Source organism: Streptomyces sp. NPDC097617 (genome assembly GCF_044761485.1).
In the GTDB taxonomy this organism is placed as follows: domain Bacteria; phylum Actinomycetota; class Actinomycetes; order Streptomycetales; family Streptomycetaceae; genus Streptomyces.
The window spans coordinates 22,915-38,945 of the sequence record NZ_JBIWCL010000007.1 but is presented as its reverse complement, the minus strand read 5'-3'; the positions used below and the strand labels follow the sequence as shown (position 1 = coordinate 38,945).

General features: G+C 74.8%; 12 protein-coding genes. 7 read left to right on the top strand and 5 right to left on the bottom strand.

Translation table 11 applies throughout. The features are described from left to right. Positions 1-79 precede the first annotated feature (79 nt). The 4 genes from ACIQZO_RS14280 to ACIQZO_RS14265 all read right to left on the bottom strand — a co-directional run bounded on the left by ACIQZO_RS14280 (position 80) and on the right by ACIQZO_RS14265 (position 3,177). Complete coding sequence (locus ACIQZO_RS14280) at positions 80-646, bottom strand: dihydrofolate reductase family protein (protein ID WP_403625144.1); 567 nt, start codon at positions 644-646, stop codon at positions 80-82. A gap of 167 nt (positions 647-813) precedes the next feature. Beyond that, positions 814-1,692 (bottom strand): biotin-dependent carboxyltransferase family protein, encoded by an 879-nt coding sequence (locus ACIQZO_RS14275; RefSeq protein WP_403625742.1) that lies wholly within the window; start codon positions 1,690-1,692, stop codon positions 814-816. A 70-nt stretch (positions 1,693-1,762) separates the two neighbouring features. Continuing rightward, complete coding sequence (locus tag ACIQZO_RS14270; RefSeq protein WP_403625142.1) at positions 1,763-2,386, bottom strand: allophanate hydrolase subunit 1; 624 nt, start codon at positions 2,384-2,386, stop codon at positions 1,763-1,765. After that, the gene (locus tag ACIQZO_RS14265) at positions 2,383-3,177 is read right to left on the bottom strand and encodes a LamB/YcsF family protein (RefSeq protein WP_403625139.1); all 795 of its coding nucleotides are present in this window, start codon (positions 3,175-3,177) and stop codon (positions 2,383-2,385) included. The genes ACIQZO_RS14270 and ACIQZO_RS14265 overlap by 4 nt, the downstream gene beginning before the upstream one ends. 88 nt (positions 3,178-3,265) lie before the next feature. On the opposite strand from ACIQZO_RS14265, the gene ACIQZO_RS14260 reads away from it, so the two are divergent. The 3 genes from ACIQZO_RS14260 (at position 3,266) to ACIQZO_RS14250 (ending at position 10,706) form a co-directional block, all read left to right on the top strand. After that, entirely contained in the window at positions 3,266-4,771 is a 1,506-nt protein-coding gene (locus tag ACIQZO_RS14260) for a hypothetical protein (RefSeq protein ID WP_403625136.1), read from the top strand. A 247-nt stretch (positions 4,772-5,018) separates the two neighbouring features. After that, the gene (locus tag ACIQZO_RS14255) at positions 5,019-5,921 is read left to right on the top strand and encodes a hypothetical protein (protein WP_403625133.1); all 903 of its coding nucleotides are present in this window, start codon (positions 5,019-5,021) and stop codon (positions 5,919-5,921) included. Positions 5,922-5,996: 75 nt separating this feature from the next. Next, on the top strand, positions 5,997-10,706 hold the full coding sequence (locus ACIQZO_RS14250) for a hypothetical protein (protein ID WP_403625130.1): 4,710 nt from the start codon (positions 5,997-5,999) through the stop codon (positions 10,704-10,706). Between the two features lie 36 nt (positions 10,707-10,742). On the opposite strand, the gene ACIQZO_RS14245 is transcribed toward ACIQZO_RS14250, so the two are convergent. Next, on the bottom strand, positions 10,743-11,222 hold the full coding sequence (locus ACIQZO_RS14245; RefSeq protein WP_403625127.1) for a hypothetical protein: 480 nt from the start codon (positions 11,220-11,222) through the stop codon (positions 10,743-10,745). 426 nt (positions 11,223-11,648) lie between these two features. Between ACIQZO_RS14245 and ACIQZO_RS14240 the strand changes: the two genes are divergently transcribed. From ACIQZO_RS14240 to ACIQZO_RS14225, 4 genes are read left to right on the top strand one after another with little or no spacing between them, the layout of a single operon-like run. Beyond that, positions 11,649-14,525 carry a nitrate- and nitrite sensing domain-containing protein gene (locus tag ACIQZO_RS14240; protein WP_403625124.1) on the top strand — a complete coding sequence of 959 codons (2,877 nt, stop codon included), beginning with the start codon at positions 11,649-11,651 and terminating at the stop codon, positions 14,523-14,525. Then, the gene (locus ACIQZO_RS14235) at positions 14,522-14,959 is read left to right on the top strand and encodes a roadblock/LC7 domain-containing protein (RefSeq protein WP_030016314.1); all 438 of its coding nucleotides are present in this window, start codon (positions 14,522-14,524) and stop codon (positions 14,957-14,959) included. Before ACIQZO_RS14240 ends, ACIQZO_RS14235 begins: the two co-directional genes overlap by 4 nt. Before the next feature lie 10 nt (positions 14,960-14,969). Further along, entirely contained in the window at positions 14,970-15,422 is a 453-nt protein-coding gene (locus tag ACIQZO_RS14230; protein WP_403625121.1) for a DUF742 domain-containing protein, read from the top strand. Then, a complete protein-coding gene (locus ACIQZO_RS14225; RefSeq protein WP_030016310.1) occupies positions 15,403-16,029 on the top strand; it encodes an ATP/GTP-binding protein in 627 nt (208 codons plus the stop codon). Before ACIQZO_RS14230 ends, ACIQZO_RS14225 begins: the two co-directional genes overlap by 20 nt. Positions 16,030-16,031 lie beyond the last annotated feature (2 nt).

The window sequence follows — 16,031 nt, the reverse complement described above, 5'->3', positions numbered from 1 at the left end:
CCCCGGTCCGCCCCTTTCGGGGGCCGGACCGGGGGTGCCTCGGGTTACCGGGACGGCCACCGGGCGCGGGTGCTGCTGCTCAGCGCCTCGTCTCGTACCTGGTCAGGACCACGCCGCCGGGAAACGTCCGCGTCTCCACCAGGTTCAGGTTCACCCAGCTGTCCAGCGCGGTGAAGAACGGCGTGCCGCTGCCCACCAGGACCGGATGGGTGGCGATCGCGTACTCGTCGATCAGACCGGCGCGCAAGGCCGCCTCGGCGAGCGTCGCGCCGCCGATGTTCATTGGGCCGCCGTTCTCGGCCTTGAGCCGGGTGATCTCGGCGATCGCGTCGCCGGTGACCAGGCGGGTGTTCCAGTCGACCTTGTCGATCGTCGAGGAGAACACCACCTTCGGCGTGTCCCGCCAGTTCCGCGCGAACTCGATCTCCGCCGGGGTGGCGCCCGGCTGCTGGTCGCGGGTCGGCCAGTAGGAACTCATCGCCTCCCACAGCTTGCGCCCGTACAGCGACAGGCCACTCTCCTGCTCGTGGTCGAGCCACCACTGGAACAGCTCGTCGCTCGGCGGTCCGCTCCAGCCGATGTCGTCGCCGGCCGCGGCGATGTAGCCGTCCAGGGTCAGATTCATGCCGTAGATCAGTTTCCGCATGGCCCAGCCTTCCGTCCGTGGGTGTCCGGCGTATGGACCAGCGCGGCGCGGGAAACTCATCGGTGCGCGATCCGGGCTCGCCGGTCGTCCTCGTGCTCGGGGCTCAGCGTGGTGTACTCGGCCGACTCGGGCAAACCGTCTGATCTCGACCTCGCCCCGAATGCGTTTCATCGGGCCCTCAGGAACCGCAGCGCGACTCCCGGCCGGGCCTGCGCCGCCGCGTCCAGGGCCGGACCCGGCGGGACCACGCCCACCACCGGGTAGCCGCCCGTCACCGGGTGGTCGGCCAGGAACACCACCGGCAGCCCGTCCGGCGGCACCTGGACCGCGCCCAGCACCATGCCCTCGCTCGGCAACTCGCCCGCCCGGGCGCGGACCAGCGCGGGGCCCGCCTCCGTGCGCAGCCCGATCCGGTTCGACATCGCCGACACCCGGAACACCCCCCGCCACAGCCCGGCCAGCGAAGCCGCGGTGAACCAGTCCCCCCGCGGCCCCGGCCGCAGGGGGAGCAGCAGTTCCGAGGGCGCCCCGGGCAGAGCGCAGGCATCCGCCCCCGCCCCCGCCACCGGGTCCGGGCCGGCCGGGCCCACCGGCAGCAGCGTTCCGGCGGACAGGGGCGGCGGCCCGAGCCCGGACAGCAGGTCCGTCGAGCGACTGCCCAGGACCGGCGGGCCGGCCAGGCCTCCCCGCACCGCGACGTAGCTGCGCACCCCCGACTTCGCCCGCCCCACCTCCAGCTCCGCCCCGGCCGGGAGCCGGACCGGCGCTCCCCAGGCCACCGGGCGCCCGGAGATCCGTACGGAACAGGGCGCGCCCGTCACGGCCACGCTGGTCGCCGAAAGGGCCCGCAGTCCGACCCCGTCCAGGGTCGTCTCCAGCGCCGCCGCGTCCGGCCGGTTGCCGAGCAGCCGGTTGGCCAGCGCGTACGCCGCCGTGTCGAGCGCTCCCGAACGCGGGACCCCCAGGTGCGCGTACCCAGGGCGGCCCCGGTCCTGGACCGTGGTCAGCGCACCCGGCCGCACTACCACCAGCCCGGACGGCCCCACCAGCCCGGACGGCCCCACCAGCCCGGACGGCCCCGGCAGCCCGGACGGCCCCGGGAGTCCCGGCAGCCCCTCAGTCACGGCCGTCCTCCCGCGTGAACCGGACCCGGACGCCGGGCGCGAAGAGCGCAGCCGGATCCCGCCGGGGGTCCCAGAGCGCCGCGTCCGTGGAGCCGATCAGCTGCCAGCCACCGGGGGAGGAGCGCGGGTACACCCCCGCGTACTCCCCGGCCAGGGCCAGCGAGCCCGCCGGGACGGCCGTACGGGGCGACTCCCGGCGGGGCAGGTGGAAACGCTCCGGCAGGCCCGTCAGGTAGCCGAAGCCCGGGGCGAAACCGCAGAAGGCCACCCGGAAGACCGTCGCGCCGACGATCCCCGCGACCTCCGCCGGGGCGACCCCCCACAGCCGGGCCACCTCCGCGAGGTCCGGGCCGTCGTACCGCACCGGGACGGTGACCACCGGCCCCTGCGTCCGCGCGAGCGGCGGCACCTCCCACCGTGCGATCCGGGCACCCAGCGCGGCCGGGTCCCGTACGCCGTCCAGCAGTACGGTCCGCGCGGCCGGCACCAGGTCCCGTACGGGCCCCAACTCGCCCGCGTCCCGGCGGCGCAGCAGCTCGGCGTGGAGGGCGGCGACCTCCTCCGCCGACCCCAGCTCGATCAGCAGCGCCTCGCCGCCCACCACCAGGGTCCTCACGCGAAGGCCTCCACCCGCACGCCGGCCGCGCCCAGTGCCTCCCGGACCCGGCGGGCCAGGTCGGCCGCCCCCGGGGTGTCCCCGTGCAGGCACAGCGAGCGCGCGGCCACGGGGACCGGGGACCCGTCGGCGGCCGTCACCGCCCCCTCGGCGGCCATCCGGACGGCCCGGGCGACCACGGCGTCCGGGTCGTGCAGCACGGCGCCCGGCTCGCCGCGCGGCACCAGCGTCCCGGCGGGCGTGTAGGAGCGGTCGGCGAAGGCCTCCGGTACGGGGGCCAGCCCGGCCCGCTCGGCGGCGGCGAGCAGCAGCGACCCGGGCAGTCCGAGCACGGGCAGGCCCCCGGTGGCACCGGAGCCGGCCGCCAGCCGGACGCCCGCGACCACGGCGGCGGCCTGGTCGGCGTCGTGCACGGTGCGGTTGTAGAGCGCGCCGTGCGGTTTCACGTAGGACACCCGGGAGCCGGCCGCCCGGGCGAACACCTCCAGCGCCCCGATCTGGTAGGCCACCTCGTCGGCGAGTTCGCCGGGCGGCACGTCCATGGAGCGCCGTCCGAAGCCGGGCAGGTCGCGGTAGGACACCTGCGCGCCGATCCGCACCCCCCGCTCGGCGGCGAGCTCGCAGACGCGGCGCATGATGGACGGATCCCCGGCGTGGAAGCCGCAGGCGACATTGGCGCTCGTCACCACGCAGAGGAGGGCCTCGTCGTCGGTGAGCGTCCAGCGTCCGAAGCCCTCGCCGAGGTCGGCGTTGAGGTCGATCACGGGAGCGGATGCGATCATGGAAGCCATGCGCCGAGCGTAGAGCAGGGGGCCCGGGACGATCCGGCCGAACCATGCCGTTTGGGATGTTGTCAGTAACAGGACCTAGTCTTTGTCCGTGACTCTCCCTGCCCCGGCGAAGACCCTTCCGTCCCCGGCGCCGGGCCCGGCCGCCGACGAGGGCCTGGCCCGGCGGCTGCGCGCCCTCGCCTGCACCGCCCCGCTCCACGACCTCGACGTCCGCAAGGCCAATCTGGCCGGCGAGTACGGGGTCTACGCGATGGCGGAGGTCGCGCTGGCCGCGATCGACCTGGTCACCCTCAACATGGACTTCGACACGGGCGCCGACCACGAGCAGATAGTGGCCAGGCTGCTGCCGCGCGTCGCGGCCCAGGCCCCCTCCCGCCCGGCGGCCGAGCACGAGCGGGTGGCCCGCTGGGTGCTGGAGAACCTGATCAACGTCGGCAGTGTGGACCGCGGATTCCGTGCGATCTACGGCACCTTCGGCCCCGACGGCGTGTACGTGCGCCGGGACTACGACTTCAAGCTGATCGAAGAGGTCCCCGGCCCCGGCGGCGTGGTCTACCTGCGCACCACCGACGAGGCCGTCAACGTACTGGTCGGCGCGCTCGACACCGACGTCACCAGCGCGCAGATCGCCGCCGAGGTCAAGCTCGAGGTACTGATCAGCCGCGGGCGGCTGGCGGACGCCCAGCTCGCCGCCGAGCAGGCCCGCTACCGGACCGTCCAGTACGCCGAGACCCTGCGCCGGACGCTGGACGCGACGCGCCGCAACGTGCGGGCGGTGGACTGGCTCCAGGCCGTGCCCGACATGATCGCCGAGGCCCTGGACCACGTCGCGGACCGCTACCGCCACGAGAACGCCATCCTGACCAACATCCGCAAGGCGCGCGACGAGGCCGAGGAGCCGGAGAACAAGCGCCGCGCGGCCGAGCTCGTCGACATCGTCAAGGACTGCATCCGCCGGCACACCCAGCTCCAGTCCCGGCTGCTGGACGCCGGCCCGCTGTTCCGCGCCGAACAGGACCGCCAGGCCTTCGCGGACCCGGCGCCGCGCTCCGGCATCGACCTGTACGGCCAGCTCGTCGCGCCGCTGCTGCCGCTCCCGCTGGAGCAGGCGGGCCGGGTGACCGCCGCGTTCTTCGCCGCCGGCGCCGGGCTGCGCACGCCCGTCTCGGTGCGCGTGGCCGACCTGGTCGAGATCCTGCTGACCCCGCCGGTGGAGCGCGAGCACCTCGGCGCGGAGATGCCCGAGCCGGACCTGATCGCCACCCCGGACGACAGCCGCTTCAGCGAGGAGCAGCTCGCCGCCGCGATGGAGCTCCTGGACCTCCCGCACGACGCGCCGCGCCGACTGTCCGGGCTCCTCGCGCAGGCCCGCCGCAGCGATCCGGACCTGCCGTACCTGGTGGCCCTGCTGGCCGTCCACGCGGCGAGCCCGGCCGTCGGCACGGCCTACCGGCAGGGGGAGGAACGGCTGCTCTTCGCGGTGGACGACGGCACCCAGCTCGACGACCCGGAATTCGGCGGCGCCGACCTCATCGTCGGCACCGCCCTGCTGGACGCCGCCGGCATGGCCGCGGACCGCGCGGAGGCGGCGTGAGCGCCCTGGCCCGATGTTCAGCCCCGCCGGTGTTTGAGCAGGGGGCACCTCCCAGCGGTAGCTGGGAGAGGGGGCGGGCAGAGCCCGGTGCCCGGCGGAGCCCGGTTTCCCCGGGCAGCGCCGCGGACCCCGCGCCGCGGATGCCGAGGACGCCGCCGAGGCCAAAGAGGCCGGATCGGCCGCGCGGCGCAGCCGTCCGCACCACCCGTACCGCCCGAACGACCCGCACCGCCGAGGAGACGTACCCGTGAGCGACCACCACGCCGAGCACCCCGCGTGGAGCGAGCCCGACACGCCGTCGGCTCCCGCCGCGCCCGCCCCCGCCGGGGCGGTGACCCCCGCCGACGCGGCCGACGCGGCCCGGCTCGTCGCCTTCGGGCTGCAGCCCAAGCTGCTCCCCGCCCGTGACGCCGAGTACGCGGAGCTGCTCCGCCGCTACCGCGAGGAGCCCCCCTTCGGCCGCCTCGCCGACGCCGTCGCCACCGGCCTCGGCCTCGTCGTCCTGGAGGTGTCCCCGCGCGCCGGCATGGCCGTTGCCGCCGGCGAGGACTCCGTCTTCGCCGTCCGGATGGGCGACTACGCCCGCCGCACCGCCGCCGACTCCGCCGACCGCTTCCTGCACGGCCTCGCCCACCTCGCCGTCGCCGCCCTGGCGTTCCCGCGCCCCGAGGACCTCGCCGACGACGGCTACATCGGCCGCGTCACCGTCAACGGCGTCGACTCCTTCGTCCGGCAGACCTGCCGCCGCCTGGAGGAGCGTGCCGAGGAGCTCGGCGAGAACACCGACCCGGCCTCCGACGCCCCCGGCCTGGAGGCCGCCTGGCGCGTCTACGCCCGCCGCAGCGCGACCGGCGCCACCAAGGACGCCCGCCGCCTCGCGGGTTCCACCACCGGCATCGTCGGCAAGGCGGCCGCCTTCCTCACCGAGTCCGGCTTCCTCCAGCGCACCGGGGACGAGGCCGGCGGCACCTACCGCACCACCCCCCGCTACCAGCTCCAGGTCCGTGACATGGCGGGCACCGCGGCGATGGCCGAGCTCCTCGAGCTCGGCGTGGTCCAGGTCAGCGACGGCTCCGCCACCCTGCTGCCGCCTCCCGAGGGCGACGACCTGGACCTGGCCGCCGACGCCGGGCTCCCGTTCCACGCCTGAGCCCCCGGGCCCCGCGGCCCGCGCCCCGATCTCCGTACGCCCTGCCTCACCCAGACACCACGAGAGTCCGCCGCCATGTACGAGCTGTCCCGGATCCGCCTCTACTCCATCGGGCCCGCCGGTGCGCGCTACGCCGACACCGTGCTCGACCTGCGCGGAGTCGGCGAACCGGTGCCCCACCCGGCGCCGACGCAGGCGGAGTTCTTCGAGGACGAGCCCACCGGACCGCCGCGCCGCCCCGCGCCCGCCGGTGTGCTCTTCCTGGAGAACGGCGGCGGCAAGTCCGTCCTCCTCAAGCTGATCTTCTCGGTGATGCTCCCGGGCCACCGCAACACCCTCGGCGGCGCCAGCTCCGGCGTCCTGCGCAAGTTCCTGCTCGCCGACGACTGCGGTCACGTCGCCCTGGAGTGGCAGCACACCCAGACCGGCGAGTGCCTGGTCGTCGGCAAGGTCAGCGAATGGCGCGGCCGCCAGGTCTCCAACGACCCGCGCAAGTTCGCCGAGGCCTGGTACTCCTTCCGGCCCGGCCCGGGCCTGAGCCTCGACAGCCTGCCCGTCGCCGAGGCCACCTCCGTACGCCCGCCCGCCGAAGGCGCCTCCGGGGCCCAGGGCCGGCGCCGCACGATGAAGGGCTTCCGCGACGCCCTCACCGAGGCCGGCAAGCTGTACCCGCACCTGGAGGTGTACTTCGAGGAGATCCACGACCGCTGGAACGAACACCTCACCGACCTGGGCCTCGACCCCGAACTCTTCCGCTACCAGCGCGAGATGAACGCCGACGAGGGCGAGGCCGCCGGCCTCTTCGCGGTCAAGAAGGACTCCGACTTCACCGACCTCCTGCTGCGCGCCGTCACCGACACCCGCGACACGGACGGACTCGCCGACCTCGTCCACGGCTTCGGCAACAAGCTCGGCCGCCGCGCCGAGCTGATGGCCGAACGGGACTTCACCGCCGGCTCGGTGGACCTGCTCACCCGCATCGTCGAGGCCGCCGGGGCCCGCTCCCGGCTGCGCGACGTCCACGCGGGCGCGGAACGCCGTACGCGCACCCTCGCCCGGCGGCTGTCCGCCCGCGCCGCCGAGGAACGCGGCCGGGCCGCCGACCTCGCCCAGCAGGTCACCGACGCCGCCCACCAGGTCACCGCCGCCGAGTCCGCCCGCACCCGCAGCGCCGCCGTCTCCGCCGAACTCGCCTACCGGCACGCCTCGCTGGCGCTGACCGTCGCCGACAAGGCCGCCGCAGCCCAGCGCCGCGAACTCCTCGAAGCCCGCACGCTGCACTCCGCCTGGCAGGCCGCCGAGAACGTGCTGCGCCACCGCGCCGCCGCCGACCGCTCCGCCCGCGTCGCCGCCGCGATCCTGGATGCCGAGCGGGACGCCGCCCCGGCACTGGCCGCCCGCGCCACGGCCGCCGGAGAACTCGTCCGCGCCCTGCACACCGCCGCCGAGCACGGCGAGCGGCTCGCCAACGAGGAGGAGGAGCGGTCCGCCGCCCTCCAGGCCACTGGCGAGGCCGCCCACCGCGACGCCACCGCCGCGGCCACGGCCGCCCAGCGGGCCCGCAGCGAGGCCGAGCACCTGCGCGCACGGCTGGCCGAGGTCCAGCAGGAGACCGCCGAGGCCGTACGCGCCGGCTGGCTCGACGACACCGCCCCGGACGCCGACCCGGCCCGCGCGGCCCTCGCCGCCACCGACGCCGAGAAGACCGCCGTGGCCGCCTGGGACGAGGCCCGGGAAGCCTCGCGCACCGCCTCCGAGGCCGCCCGCGAGGCCGCCGCCGCGGAATCCCGCGCCGAACTCACCGCCGCCCGGGCGGCGGACGCCGCCGACGCGGCCGAGGCCGCCCACGACGCGGAGCACCGGGCCGCGGCCTCGCTCGCCGCCGCCCCGCGCCTCGCGGAGCTGCTGGGCCTCCCTTCGCTCCCCGACACCTTCCTCCCGCACCCGCGCGCGGGTGCGCGGGCCGACGCGGCGGTCGCGGCCACCGCCTCCGGCACGGCCGGGCGCCCCGGAGCGGCCGCCGCGCCCCCCGGCCACACCGGAACCGCCGGGGGCGAGGGCCTGACCGTCGACGACCTCGACCGGAACGCCGACGACCTGCGCACCCTGCTCACCGACGGGGTCTTGGCCGCGGAGCGCCAGCTCTTCGAGCTGCGCACCGCCGCCGCCGACGACGCCCGCATCCTCGGAGCCCTCGGCGACGGCGGCCTGCTGCCGCCCGGCCCGGACGTCCTCGCCACCGTCGAGTACCTCGGCGAGCACGGCATTCCCGCGCTGCCCGGCTGGCGCTACCTCGCCCAGTCCGTGGACCCCGCCGACCACGCCGCCGTCCTCGCCGCCCGCCCCGAGCTCGTCGACGGCGTCGTCATCACCGACCCCGACACGCACGGCCGGGCCCGCGAGGTCCTCTCCGGCGCCGCCCTGCTGCCCCGCTCCACCGTCGCCGTCGGTACGGCCGCCGCCCTGCTGGCCCCGCTGCCGCCGACCGGCGGCGAGGCCGACTCCGGGGTGTTCCTCGTACCGCCGAACCCGGCCATGCACGACGAGCACGCCGCCGACGAGGAGCGCCAGGCCCTGCGTGCCCGCGCCGCCTCCCGCGACACCGAGATCCGCGACCTCGCCGGCCGCCTCGGCGGCGACCGTGAGCTCGCCGCCTGCCTCGTCTCCTGGCGCACCGGCTGCCCGCCGGGCCGCCTCGCCGAGCTCGCGGAGGCGGCCGCCGCCGCCCGGATGTTCGCCGAGGAGGCCGACGCCGAGCTCGCGGAGGCCCGTACGGTGCGCGCCGAGGCCGACGAGGCCGCCGCCGACGCGGCCCGCGTCCGCGAGGAGCGCCAGGACACCGCCCAGCGCGCCCGCCGCGTCGCCGACGCCCTCGCGGGGCTCGCCTTCCGACTGCGCGAGCGCGCGGGCTGGCAGGCCAGGCTCCGCGAGCTCGCCGACGACGCGGCCGAGTCCGAGGCCCGCGCCGAGGTGTGCCTGGACCGGGCCCGCGCCGCCGACGAGGACCGCCGCGCGGCCCAGCGCGCCGCCGACGACGCCCGCCGCACCGCCCGCGCCCTGCGCGCCGAGCGCGCCGAGATCGCCGGCGCCCCCGACCAGCTGGCCGACGGCGAGGCCGACGGCCCGCGCGCGCCGCTGCCCGACCTGCGCGAGGCCTACCGTGCGGCCTCCCAGCTCTACGAGAAGGTCGGCGTCGGCGCCGACCTGCGCGCCGAACAGGCCCGTGCCGAGAGTGACGAGAGCGCCGCCCTGGCGGAACTCGACCGCCTCACCAACAAGGTCCGTACCCGGGCCGCCCAGCTCCTCGAAGGCACCGACGGTGCCGACGGTCCCTCCCGGCAGGCCGCGGCCGCCCGCGCCGAGGCCCTCGTGCAGATGCTGGAGACCCGCGCGTCCACCGCGAGCGAGCAGCTCGGCCGACTGCGCGGCGAGGCCGAACGGCACGCCCCCGCCGAGGGGGAGGCGCACACCGAACTCCCCGAGGAGCTCGTCCCCGAGGACGTCGAAGCGGCCCAGACCATGCTGCGCACGGCCACGGCCCGGCTCGCCGCCCACACCGCGGCCGTGGAGAGCGCCCGGGCCGCCCACGCGGACCTGCTGCGCGCCCACCGCACCGCGGAGGACGGCGCCGGCGGCTTCGACGAGACGGCCGCGCTCCTGCGGGACCTGCTGCGCGACCACACCCACCAGGACGACGAGCAGGAGCCGGTGCCCCACCCCGGCACCCTGGAGGAGGCCCGCCGGTCGGCCACCGAGGCCCGCCGATCCCTGCGCGGCTGCGCGGCCGACCTCTCCGCCGCCGAGTCCGCGGTGCGCGAGGCGAGCGACATCCTGGTCCGGCACGCCAACGCGACCCGCTACGAGCAGGTACGCACCCCCGCGCGCCAGCAGATCCGTGAACTGCCCGCCTCCGCCCTGCCGGAGCACGCGGCGGCCTGGGCCGCCGCGTTCGCGCCCCGGCTGCGCGTCCTCACCGACGAACTGGCGCAGCTGGAGCGCAACCGCGACAGCATCGTCGACCGGCTGCGCGGCCTCGTCGAAACGGCCCTGGCCACGCTCCGCTCCGCGCAGCGGCTCTCCCAGCTCCCGGAGGGGCTCGGCGAATGGTCGGGCCAGGAATTCCTGCGGATCCGCTTCGAGGAGCCCGACCAGGCCACACTCACCGAGCGGCTCGGCGAGGTCATCGACGAGGCGACCCGCGCGGCCGTGAAGAAGAACAGCAGCGCCTCCTTCGGTGAGGGCCGCCGCGACGGCATGTCCCTCCTGCTGAGGGGCGTCCAGGCGGCGCTGGAGCCCAAGGGCATCTCGGTGGAGATCCTCAAGCCGGACGCGGTGCTGCGCGCCGAGCGGGTGCCGGTGGGGCAGATGGGCGACGTGTTCTCCGGCGGGCAGCTGCTGACGGCCGCGATCGCGCTCTACTGCACGATGGCGGCGCTGCGCAGCAACGACCGCGGCCGCGACAAGCACCGGCACGCGGGCACGCTGTTCCTCGACAACCCGATCGGCCGCGCGAACGCCACGTACCTGCTGGAGCTCCAGCGGGCCGTCTCCGACGCGCTCGGCGTCCAACTGCTGTACACGACCGGCCTGTTCGACACCACGGCGCTCGCCGAATTCCCGCTGGTGATCCGCCTGCGCAACGACGCGGACCTACGGGCCGGGCTGAAGTACATCAGCGTCGAGGAGCACCTGCGCCCGGGTCTGCCGCAGCAGTCCCCGCAGGAGGAGACCATCCACGGCGAGATCACGGCCACCCGGATGTTCCGCCGCAGCGGAGTTTCCTGAAGCCGGCGCCCGCGGCGGTCGAGCCGCCCGCGGGCGTCAGCGTGCGGAGTAGCGGCCGAAGGCCGACAGGGGGCCGTCCTCGCGGGGTATTCGACCCGCGGCGGCCCCCCGGGCCGCCGCGGCCTTCCTGGCCGCCCGAGCCGCCCGTGCGGCCCGCCGGGCCTCACGGCGGCTGCGCGCCGTGCTGCTCGGCTCCGACAGGACCCCGTACCGCTGGTTCCACATCTGCAGGGTGATCAGCACGTCCAGCACACCCCAGGTGGACACGATCGTCGCCGCTATCGCGCCGAGCCCCATCGGGAGGGCCAGCCACGACTCGGTCAGGGTCAGAAAGAACGTGATCGTCGCCTGGGTCAGCGTCACGGCCACGATCAAAACCGCCCGCACCGCCGAGGTCCGTACCGGATCCGGCATCCGGCGCCGCCGGGCCGGCTCCTCCACCCACAGTCCCCGCCCGGTCGTGCCTGTTCCCGCACCCGCACCCGTGCCAGTGCCGCCGCCTTCGTACCTGCTCATGGTCCGCTCACTCCCCACCGCGCGGTCCGCCATGCCCTTGCCGTCGCATCCGCTCACCACGTCCACCCATGACGTCTACCCACAACATCGGATCCGACGTGCCCCCTCGAACAGAGAGACGTTCGGCGGTGCCGAGAGATTCCCGCATCGCGGATCCTTTCGCGAGCCGCGATGATCGCGGAACGAACAATTCCAGCCATCCATCGGGTTGCGGGAACCGACGCCTCACCAAGTGTCATCTGCCACATATCGGGCCGCACTTGACCGGAAGTGTCGGACAACTGGTGATCTTAGTACCGGGGTCAGGCCGAAAACGTCCGGACACCCCTTCGAAGCTTCTCCGCAGCAGTAGTAGGCTCACGCCGTTTAAATGACGGAACACTGACCCCCGGTAACGGGGTTGACCTGGGGGAGGCTGGGGAGGCCATGCGCTTTCGCGGGAAGTCCATCCGCCGGAAGATCGTGGCGTTGCTCCTTGTGCCGCTCGTCTCCCTGACCGCACTGTGGGGCTTCACCACGGTCATCACCGGCCGTGAAGCCCTCCAGCTCTTCGACGTCGCCTACGTCATCGACAAGGTCGGTTACCCGATCGAGGACGTCGCCCGCGTCATCCAGAAGGAACGGCGCCAGACCCTCGTCGTCCTCGGCGACCCCCGGGCGGCCTCCGCCACGGCCGAACTCACCAAGCGCCGCGCCGAGACCGACGAGGCCGTCGAGGCGATCACCGTCAGCGCCCGGGACCCCAAGGTCATGGAGGAGCTGAGCCCGCAGAGCGCCCAGCACCTGCGCTCGATCGTCGCCGCCTTCCACGGCATCGGAACCATGCGCCGCTCCGTCGACCAGAACGCCCTGGACCCGGCCCAGGCCCTGGAGCTCTACAACCGGCTGGTCGACCCCTGCTACGACTTCCTCATGAACCTCCACGGCCTGGACAATGTGGAGGTGGACAAGGAGGGCCGCGCCCTCATCGGCATCAGCCGCGCCCGCGAACTGCTCTCCCGCGAGGACGCCGTCGTCGCCTCCGCCCTCGCCGCGCGCAACGTCACGGCTCCCGACGTCCGCCACGTCTCGGACTTCGCAGCCAACCGCACCCTGCTCTACGAGTTCAACCTCGTGACCCTCCCCGCCAGCGACAGGGAGGTCTTCGAGCAGTACTGGAAGGCCCCGGAGACCAAGCCCCTGCGCGACGCCGAGGAGCGCTTCATAGCCGGCGGCGCGGTCAACAAACCGCGCAACATCACCGCCGCCCAGTGGGACGAGGCCGCGGCCAAGGTCCTGGACGAGCTCGCGGCCATGAACACGGCCGCCGGTGACCGCTACCAGGAACGCATCGAGCCCGTCGCCAGGGGCGTCATGGTCCAGGCCGCCGCGGCCGGCCTCATCGGCTTCCTCGCCCTCATCGTCTCCCTGATCCTCTCCGTACGGATCGGCCGCGACCTGGTCCGCGACCTCTCCCGGCTCCGCAAGGAGGCCCACGAGGCCTCCGGCGTCCGGCTGCCCAGCGTGATGCGCCGCCTCGCCGCGGGCGAGCACGTGGACGTGGAGACCGAGTCGCCGCACCTCGAGTACGAGAAGGACGAGGTCGGCCAGGTCGGCCAGGCCCTCAACACCCTCCAGCGCGCCGCCGTCGAGGCCGCCGTCAAGCAGGCCGACCTGCGCCGCGGCGTCTCCGAGGTGTTCGTCAACCTGGCCCGCCGCAACCAGGTGCTGCTGCACCGCCAGCTGACCCTCCTCGACACCATGGAACGCCGGACCGAGGACACCGAGGAGCTCGCCGACCTCTTCCGCCTCGACCACATGACCACCCGCATGCGCCGCCACGCCGAGGGCCTGGTGATCCTGTCCGGCGCCGCTCCCTCCCGCCAGTGGCGAAAGCCCGTCCAGCTGATGGACGTCGTACGGGCCGCCGTCGCCGAGGTCGAGGACTACGAGCGCATCGAGGTCCGCCGGCTCACCCGCCTGGGCATCGTCGGCCCGGCCGTCGCCGACATCACGCACCTCATCGCCGAACTCCTCGAGAACGCCACCGTGTTCTCGCCGCCGCACACCGCGGTCCAGGTGCACGGCGAGCGCGTCGCCAACGGCTTCACCCTGGAGATCCACGACCGCGGCCTCGGCATGACACCGGAGGCACTGCTCGACGCGAACCTCCGGCTCGCCGAGACCCCCGAGTTCGAACTCTCCGACACCGACCGCCTCGGCCTCTTCGTCGTCAGCCGCCTCGCGCAGCGCCACAACGTCAAGGTGGTCCTCCAGCCCAGCCCGTACGGGGGCACCACCGCGGTGCTGTTCCTCCCGGTGGCCCTGCTGACCGAGGCACCCGAGACCAATGGCGCGGGCGCGCGGTTCGACGGCGCCCGGGCCGCCGCCAAGCCCGTCAGGTCCGAGAAGGCCGGCCACCTCGCCCGGGGCGCGTCCGAGCGCCTCGCGCCCGCCGTCATGGAGCGCGCGCCCTCGGGCCGTACGCTGCCCGTCGGCGAACTGCGCGGCCCGGTCGAGCTGGAGGCCCCGCTCACGGGCGGCGGCCTCAACAGTCTCAACGGCCTGGACCGCCTCGACGGCCCGGACGACCCCTCGGTGCTCGACGACGCCCCCACGGCCCGTACGCACCGTACCGGCGGCCCCGGCCGCCCGGTCATGGCGACCCTCGACGACGAGACCCCGCCCAACGGGACCCCGCGCAGCGCCCTGCTCGGCCTGCGCCCGGCGGACCGGCCGCACACCGACCGGCACGCGGAGCGGGGCGCCTCCCGCAAGGGCGGCGACCGCGACCGCGAGCCGTTCACCCCCACCGGCCCGGTCCGGCTCGACACCCAGCGCGTCGAGGCCTCGCGCCAGGACGGCTCCCGCACCCAGGGCGCCGTACCGCTGCCGCGCCGCCGCCCCACCCCGACTCTGGTCGCCGAACACGGCCGCAGGGTGGAGCCCCGCCCGGTGTCCGTGGTCCCGCAGCCCGACGCGGCCTCCGCGGCCTCCGCGGCCTCCGCGGCCTCCGCGGCCTCCGCGGCCGGTTCCGACGCCGGGGCCGCCGCACCCGCCCCCGGCATCGGCGGGCTGCCCCGCCGGGTTCGCCAGGCCAGCCTGGCACCCCAGCTCAAGAAGGCCTCGTCCGCCGCATCCGCCGAAGCCGCACCCGACCAGGTGGCCGACCGCGACGCGGAAGACGTACGTACGCGCATGTCCGCACTCCAGCGCGGCTGGACGGCCGGCCGCAACCAGCACGCCAAGCAGAAGTCCGAGACCGAGGCAGGCACATCCGCCGCCGGCGGTCCCGCGAACAAGAACGAAGGGGACGGTCGATGACCGCACCGCAGACCGGCAACGACACCAGGGGCCGCGGCTCCGGCCCGCTCAACTGGCTCCTCGACGAGCTCGTCGACCGGGTCGGCTCCATCCGCAAGGCGGTGGTCCTCTCCGGCGACGGCCTGCCCACCGGCAGCTCCAAGGACCTGACCCGCGAGGACAGCGAGCACCTGGCGGCGGTCGCCTCCGGTTTCCACAGCCTGGCCAAGGGCGTCGGACGGCACTTCGACTCCGGCCGGGTCCGTCAGACCGTGGTCGAGCTCGACGAGGCGTTCCTCTTCGTCATGGCCGCGGGCGACGGCAGTTGCCTGGCCGTCCTGGCCGACGCCGATTCCGACGTCGGCCAGGTGGCGTACGAGATGACGCTGATGGTCAAGCGCGTCGGCGACCACCTGGCGACCGCCCCGCGCACCGGGCTGCCAGCCGGAGGGTGAGTCGTAGGGCATGAGCGATTCAGGCCAGGACCACCCCGCCGACCTTTCCGTCGGCTTCCCCGACGACCCGCCCTACCCGGAACCCGACCACGCGCACTGGTTCGACGACGACGCCGGTCCCGTCGTCCGTCCCTACGCCATGACCCGCGGCCGGACCAGCCACGCGGGCCAGCACCGCCTCGACCTGATCGCGCTCGTCGTCGCCGAACCGGCGGCCGACGATCCGGTCTGGGACATGACCCTCTCCCCGGAACACGCCCACATCCTCGGGCTGTGCCGGGACCGACCGCAGTCGGTCGCCGAACTCGCGGCCGATCTCGACCTCGCGGTCGGGGTCGTCCGCGTCCTGATCGGCGACCTGGTCGACGAGGAACTGGTCCATGTGACCAGGCCGGTACCCCCGGCAGAACTACCTGATGAATCCATTCTGCGTGAGGTGATCGATGGCCTTCGGGCGCTTTAGCCGCACCGGTGCCATGCACGCGGTGTCGCCGGTCGAACCGCTGACCTTGAAGATCCTGGTCGCGGGCGGCTTCGGGGTGGGCAAGACCACCCTGGTGAGTGCGGTGAGCGAAATCAGACCCCTGCGCACCGAGGAACGGCTCTCTGAGCCGGGCGTCGGTGTCGACGACACCGGGGGAGTGGAGGGCAAGAGCACCACGACCGTGGCCATGGACTTCGGACGCATCACGCTCCGCGAGGACCTGGTGCTGTACCTGTTCGGCACGCCCGGACAGGACCGGTTCTGGTTCCTGTGGGACGAGTTGGCGCAGGGTTCGCTCGGCGCGGTCGTCCTCGCAGACACCCGCCGTCTCGCGGACTGCTTCGCCGCCATCGACTACTTCGAACGGCGCGCGATCCCCTTCGTGGTCGCGGTCAACTGCTTCGACGGAGCCGACCGGCACCCCGTGGTGACCGTACGGACGGCGCTCGACCTCGATCCCGGGGTTCCGGTGCTGCTGTGCGACGCACGGGACCGGGAGTCGGTGAAGGACGTGCTGGTGGGGGTCGTGGAGCACGCGATGTCCCTGGCGCGCGAACGGCGCCGCAGCCTCTCGGCGGGCGCCTGACA

Coding starts and splice junctions, on each gene's coding strand:
- ACIQZO_RS14280 (WP_403625144.1), bottom strand. CDS start 646: ATGCGGAAACTGATCTACGGCATGAATCTGACCCTGGACGGCTACATC.
- ACIQZO_RS14265 (WP_403625139.1), bottom strand. CDS start 3,177: ATGGCTTCCATGATCGCATCCGCTCCCGTGATCGACCTCAACGCCGAC.
- ACIQZO_RS14250 (WP_403625130.1), top strand. CDS start 5,997: ATGTACGAGCTGTCCCGGATCCGCCTCTACTCCATCGGGCCCGCCGGT.
- ACIQZO_RS14245 (WP_403625127.1), bottom strand. CDS start 11,222: ATGAGCAGGTACGAAGGCGGCGGCACTGGCACGGGTGCGGGTGCGGGA.
- ACIQZO_RS14240 (WP_403625124.1), top strand. CDS start 11,649: ATGCGCTTTCGCGGGAAGTCCATCCGCCGGAAGATCGTGGCGTTGCTC.
- ACIQZO_RS14235 (WP_030016314.1), top strand. CDS start 14,522: ATGACCGCACCGCAGACCGGCAACGACACCAGGGGCCGCGGCTCCGGC.
- ACIQZO_RS14230 (WP_403625121.1), top strand. CDS start 14,970: ATGAGCGATTCAGGCCAGGACCACCCCGCCGACCTTTCCGTCGGCTTC.
- ACIQZO_RS14225 (WP_030016310.1), top strand. CDS start 15,403: ATGGCCTTCGGGCGCTTTAGCCGCACCGGTGCCATGCACGCGGTGTCG.